Source organism: Flavobacterium foetidum, from assembly GCF_004634245.1.
Lineage (GTDB): Bacteria > Bacteroidota > Bacteroidia > Flavobacteriales > Flavobacteriaceae > Flavobacterium > Flavobacterium foetidum.
Genome location: NZ_SJTF01000027.1, coordinates 1 through 7,315, shown reverse-complemented (window position 1 = coordinate 7,315; position 7,315 = coordinate 1). Strand labels below are relative to the sequence as shown.

Sequence of the window (7,315 nt, the reverse complement as noted above, 5' to 3'; positions counted from 1 at the left end):
GCCGTAACAGTAGTCGTAGTAGCCGTACAAGTAACAGCAGCAGCAGCGAATGCTAAGTCTGTTGGTGGGTTTAGTCTATTTATTGTAATTGTCTGCACTGGTGTTGTACAACCTTGTGCATCACGAACTACATAAGAAATTGTCTGATTTGTTCCATTATCAGTTACAGATAGAGTACGAGTACTGGTAAAAGTAGTACCTCCATCAAAACTATACTGATAAGGTGAAGTTCCTGTTGTTGGAACCGCAATAGTTACAGTTGCCGCCTGTTTTACATTAGAGGCATCACAAGTAAATGTTGTTGCAGTTGCAGTTGCTGTTAAAGTTGTAGGCTGATTAATAGTTATGCTTCCAACAGCAGATGTACATCCGTTGCTGTCCTTAACTTGGTAAGAATAAGATCCCGCTGCCAATCCTGTAAAAGAAGAATTTGTAACGAAAGTTGTTGGTGCCGGAGTTGTCGAACTGTTATAGAATAAATAAGTATACCCGCCAGAACCACCTGCTCCTGTTAACTCTACTGATCCTGTTGAAGCACCATTACATGTTGCATCAATTTTAGTAGCTGCAACAGTAGGATAAACGATAGCATTAACGATAGCGCTTACTGTAGTAATACATCCTGTTGCATCTGTAATTTCAAAAGTATAAGTGTCAGCTGCATTTGCTCCTGTATATACAAAAGAATTTCCTGTTACCGCAACACTGCTTCCATAAGTTCCCGATCCTCTTCTAACTCTATAAGAATAGGCACTTGTTCCTCCAGTAATGGTAACTGTAATTGAGGCATTTGGAGATGTTGTACAATCTAAAGTTTTTGTAATAGCTGCTGATCCTTGCAACTGAGGCGCAATAACAATATTGCTAATTGCAGCTGTACAGTTATTACTGTCGGTCACCACAATATTATGTGTGCCAGGACCAACATTTGTAAATGTATTTGAAGTCTGAGCTGCTGCTCCGTCTAAACTATAAGTCAATGTCCCTGCTCCTGTCGCAGTCACCACAAGGGTAGACTGGTTTACAGTATCATAACATAAATCTGAACTTGCTGCCAACGACGCTGTTGGAGGTGTTGGAGAACTAATATTTACACTTGCTGAAGCCGGAGAAGAACAAGAATTTGCATCTCTAACTACAACTGTGTAAGTTCCTGTTGGAACGTTTGTAAATACATTTGAGGTTTGGAAAGGAGTTACAACGGTAGTTCCGTTTGCAGCTCTTAGTTCGTATTGATAATTAGGTGTTCCGCCCGTTACAGTTGCTGTAATAGAAGCACCGTTTGTACAAGTTGGTTGAGCCGTAACTTGAGCTGTTACAGCTAAAGCTGCTGGAGCACTAATTACTTGACTTAATGGGAAAACACAGCTTGAAGCTGAATTATCATAACGAACTCTGATTGCGTAAGTTCTGCTTGTCAATCCTGTAGCTGTAACTGGAGATACTTTAGAATTAATCCAAGTTGCTCCATTATCTAATGAATAATCAAATCCGTAAGGAAGATTAAAGTTTTCAGCTGCAATTGTAATTTCACCATTGTTAGCACCAGGACAAGTAAGATTTTTAAATCCAGTGATAGATGCGCTGAAAGCTCTATTGCTGTCAATAACAATAGGGAAATCTTTCTGTGAGATACATGATTCTGGAATCTGACGAACCCAAATATCATCCACAGCTAAATCATTTCCATCAATTACCTGGCTATAAGATAAAATAACGAAATCTAACGAAGTATTATTTCCAGGATTTAAGGTTAATACCTGACCGTTTCCTAAGTCCGTAGTATTGTGCCATCTTTCGTCACGAGGAATAGCTTCTGTATCTTTTGATGCTCCAGGAATTGGAACTCCATTTTTCTGAAGCTGGATTGTAAGTCTAGGAGATGGCTTATCATTTCCTGAAGCCAACAAATTAAGCATGTAAAGAGATACCTGAATATCTTGGTTTGGTATTACATCATTAATTGTTTTTCTGTATAAAATTCCACCAACTGGCACAACTCCACCCACGTTTACAGCTAAAAATCTACCATCAGTAATATGAGGTGTATTATTAATAACTGAGGTGTTGTCTTTTGGTAAGTTCCAATTGAATCCGTTTCTATGTTCTGGTATCAATGCCTGTGTTACAACATATTCTCCATCATTTAATAAGATAGGCATATAATCGTTAGGACAGTCAGGAACATAATCTTGTCTTTCCCAACAGTAATTCGGGTGAATTCCGTCAACTTTCACGTCTGGTCCTCTTCCGAAATCTTCTCTTAATAAGTTACTGTATGTAGGTACTGTAGAAACTCTGTATCGTACTGAAACCGTATGACTTCCAGATGGAACATTAGTAAATACATTATTAGTTATAGGAGTATTGGCAACTCCGTCAAGATAATATTCATACGTATAATTAGAAACTCCGTTTGTAACGGTAACCGTACTTGTTGCAGTACCATTACAATTAAATACCGGATCTTCTACTCTAATAGTAGGATCAGAAGGTCTAGGATCTAAAATAATGTCATAAGGAATAGTAAACATACATCCCAAAGCATCTCTTACCACCAAAACATAAGTTCCTGGTAAAACATCTTTTTCATTACTAGCTTGCCAAGTAGCTCCTCCGTCAAAACTATACTGATAACCTGGTGTTCCTCCCTGAACGTTATTGATTCTTAATTTTCCTCCTTGGTTAACGCCTGTCGCATCTGGAAGCGTACATCCTGCAAGTGCCGCTACACCCGCAGAAGCTGTTACTGCAGACGTAGGTCCTGTAATCGTAACTGGTTCACTTGGTCCGAAACAATCCTGCGTTGCAGAATTTGGCCAGTTTGTAATTGGATACGTAATACTGTATTTTACTTTAACAATATAATTACCTGGTTGCAAATTAGAGAATACTGGACTTGCTTGATAGCTCGCTCCGTCGTTTATACTATAAGCCATAGTATATCCATTTGCATTCGTAAGATTCACTCTGATTTCTGAGCTTCCGTCATAACAGTTGCTGTTGGTATGCGAAACCGTATATTGCGGTGTCGGCATTGCAGGAACTCTAACTGTTATTGTTTTTTCGCAAAGTCTCGAATCACGAACACGAATTGTATAATCTCTCGCAGTCGGCGTCATGATGATAATAGCATTCTGATCTGTATTATCATTTTCTGATGAAGCCTGCGGTGTAGTAGACCCATCAACAAAGAATGAATAACCACCGCTTCCTCCGCTTGCTGTGATTTTGTATTTACCTTCGCTACAAGCTGTAAGTGGTGTTATTGCTGTTGCAACGAGATTAAGTTCTGCTGGAGGATTGTTGATATACTTTCCTGTAGTTCCAGAACATTCTTTTGTGTTGCCGTTCATGGTATAAACTTCAACAGTATAATATTTTCCTGGAGCAGGAGTAAAAGTATAAACGTTTGCCGTAATTGGTCCAACCTGCTGTATTAGATTTCCTCCATCAAAAAGGGCAAAATAATAATTAGAGAAACCAGCTGTTGCACTAACCGTTATACGTCCGTTATCACCATAACAATTTGGCTGCTCATTCGGATTTTCTACAATAGGATTCATTGTTAAAGAACGAATCTCTATTCTTCCAGATCTGAAAACGCAAGTGTTAGGAACATTTTTAAGTCTGTAGTTGATTACGTATGTAGCCGCATTCCAAATATCAAAAGAATTGCTATCCTGCCAAGCTGTTGTTGCATTAGTAGCCACATTTGTCAGACTATATTCGTAGCCGGTAAGCAACTGAGCAGTAATGTTACCTCTATTATAGCAAATAATGTCTCTGTGAGTTTCGGTAATCGAAACATCCGTTTTATAAACATTAAAATAATAACGGTTCTGGCAACCATTTACATTTATGGTAACGCGATAGTAACCTGCTTCATTAGCTGTAAACAATGATCCGTTTGGTCCAGCCGAAACCCAATTACAGCTTGGTCTTTCGTCTGCACAAAGTTCAGATAAGTCTGTCGGTCTTACACAGTTGGTTTTTTCCCAGACAATAGTGGCACCACTTAGATTAAGGTTAATTAATCTTGAATCATTTGTACCACAAAGATAAATCTTAGGTAACGGTTTACCGTCAATCAAACAACCCGTAATAGATCCATCTGCATTTCTATTATCTGCATAAGGTATAATAGGGTTTGTTCGTACACCGCCTCCGTCTACAACCGTAATAATTTCCTGTAAATCGATACAAGGAGGATTTGCAGTATTGTAAACATAATAAGTACCTGGCTGTGTTACAGTAAGTGTTTGGCTTGTACCGATTACAGGTGTACCAGAAGCATTTCTAGACCAAGAGTAACTTCTGTAACCACCAGAGGCAGAAATTGTCATGCTTGAGGTACAGATTTCTGTTCTTCTGTTTCTACAAGCATCAAGTCCAACTAAAAAGTTGGTCGACTGCGGTACAATATTACATCCCGCTGTAGAAGCATAACTACTGTCGCCATAATTTGTACCAGAACCTCCAAGATCACCCACATAGGATGTTCGCGCTGTATTCTGAATTAAGTTCGAACAAGCATCTGTCAATTTAGAACAGTCATCTACAACTTTTACCTTGAAACGAATAGTATATTCTGGTGATCTAGTCGGAACAGCTCTAACATAACTATCCGGTATCGTAAATGTTAAGGTTCTTGTGGTCGGATTGTACTGAACATATGAGTTTCCAGCCGCTGTAGTCGGAATAGTCATTCCTGGCGGCAACTCCATTAAGTCTCCTGGAAAATTAAAATCTGTATTGATAGGAAGTTGATCGGTAATCGTAAATGATTTCGCATTATCATTTCCTTCATTTTTAAATTTTAATTCATATCTAAGTTCTTCTCCTAAGATAACATCTTTACCAGATGCATCGGCATTATTAATATCTTTTACTGCTTTGGTCAAAACAATTTTCGGTGCGATAATGTCAACCGAGAATGCAGTAAAATAATAAATAAAAATATCCTGGTTTGTACCCAGCGTAATAGTTGCCTGAGTATCATTATTTCTAATAATATTCGCTGAAGGATCAATATCAATAACTCCAGTATCAAAACCTAAGGTATTACTGCTGTTTGGCACTCTGGCAGTAAAAGCAGCACCTAAACTGTTGATTGTACTGTTAAAAAAGTTATTTGTATTACTCTGACGCGGTCTTGTAGGCGGTGTAATTGTAGTTCCGTTAATTTGAAGATAATCACCTCTATATCCTAAATCTCCCTCAAGAGCAGCAAATGCAAAACGTGCTTGCACAGGGCCGGTTGGAATAGTTGTAAAACCATCAATCAGCGTATTATTTGGTCCTCCACCCTGCGCTCTGGCTGTAAATCCATTAAAGGTAGAAATTGCCTTTGTCGGTAAGCTCGAATCTTCATAAACAATAAAAAGAGACCACCCGGCAGATAAACCAGTACCTCCGTTTGTACCCTGACTCGAAATTACGTTCGCGACCGTATAAACACCATTCGGATTTGTTTCACTCAGCAAATTTGTAATATCCGCAAAACACGCATATGCCTGCGTATTATCCGGATTAACTCCATTTGCCCTGTTTGTAATATCATGAATAATAGTACCTGTTACATCCTGATAATTGCTATTGGATGTATTTGGCACTTTAATTTTTACCCTGTTAATATTTGTTCTTGAATCGGGCGAGTTTAAAGTTGCAGACCAATATAAAGCTGCATAAGCTACCCTGTAACATGCCGAAGCAGGAGCTCTATTGTTTGGCACTGTTAACGTAGCGCTACTCGAGCTAAAAATTCCAGGAGTCGCTCCGTTGTCGATATTGATATAACGCATATCAAAATCGCCATTAAAACCAGTTCCATTATAGGCAGTATTCGGACTAGTAGTAATATTCCCTCTTCTGTCTGTTTCTTGCCTATTAAGAATGTTATTTCCGATAACGAGAATATCTCCTTTCAGCTGCGCATTATACTGCCTAATGAAAGGCTGCATATTCTGAGCCGAGGCAATATCACATTGTAAAAACAACAAAAATAATATTGCAATTTTTAGAATAGTAGGTTTTTTCATGGTATTTACTTATTGGGCCTTGTTTTTTGCTCTAAGGGGCATTAGAACTTAAAATTCCAGCGCTTTAAACTCTTATTTACAAATGCTTTTTTAAAGCACACTAACTATATTATTCGTAACTCTTATTAATTCTCCACTTTTACAATGGCCATATTACCGTTGTATGGTTTGTTCCCTTTTGCTTCCAATGCTTTGGTCGCTTCTTGTAACCCGTCAAACTTCTCATAATAGATATAATATTTACTGGTGGTCACATTGTAAAAGAAATTAATGTCTGAACGTCCTGCAGCTACCGCCTTGGTTAAAAACTCATCTCGTTTCTCAACACTGTTGTGAACTGCCAAAATCAAATAATAACCATTTTCAGAATTTTTAATATTCTTGATAATCTGCATATTCGACTGTTCTTCACCAAAATCAAAATCACTTGCCGTCAATGGCGTGTTGCTTGCTTTGGTTGTTTCCTTAATACGTTTCAGCGCTGCAAGATCTTGAGCATATCTTCCTTGATCATTTTCATAAGCGGCACGTTTAATTCTACGTTTACGCTCAATCTCCGTTTCAGTTTTGATACGTTCTAAATCTGACAGTAAAGCCGCGCCTTCAAGTTCCATTTTCAATTGAGCCGCTTTCAACTCGTTGATTTTTTCCAAATAAGCTCTGTTCAGAGGGTCATTTTTCGGGAACTTTTTAACCCTTTCATTATATAGGTTCGTCAGTTTTGCAATCTCATTCTTCATGCTGGTATTCGCCTCAGCAATCTGGATTTTCAATGCCTCAATCTGACTGTTTTCGGCTGCTACACTCTTAAATGGTTTAGGCTCTTTGTAAATTCCTTTTTCACTTAAATCATTCTCTTCCTTCAAATCATTTAAGTCTTTTTGTTTGTTGGCGACTGTAGCTTTGAATTGTGCTAACAAATCTGTTTGTACCTTCCCAACACCTTCTAAAGACTGAGTCAGATTATCAATTGCTTTTGCTGTCTCATCTTTTGCTGCTGCCTCGGCTGCCAATTTAGCTTGTAATGCTTCAGCATCGGCTTTTGCTTTTGCTTCTGCAGCTAATTTCGCCTGACGAGCTTCTTCTTCAGCTCTTGCTTTTTCTTCAGCCGCTTGTTTCTTTTGTAATGCTTCTGCATCAGCTTTTGCTTTTGCTTCTGCAGCTAACTGCGCTTTAAGAGCTTCAGCGTCGGCTTTGGCTTTTGCTTCTGCAGCTAATTTCGCCTGACGAGCTTCTTCTTCAGCTCTTGCTTTTTCTTCAGCCGCTTGTTTCTT

The 7,315-nt window shown here is 38.6% G+C and carries 2 pseudogenes; both read right to left on the bottom strand.

Features of this window, described 5'->3' with window-relative positions:
- Positions 1-6,041 (bottom strand): annotated as a pseudogene (locus tag E0W73_RS21315) (hypothetical protein); the annotation flags it as partial.
- Between the two features lie 125 nt (positions 6,042-6,166).
- Positions 6,167-7,315, bottom strand: a pseudogene (locus E0W73_RS21310) (PorP/SprF family type IX secretion system membrane protein); the annotation flags it as partial.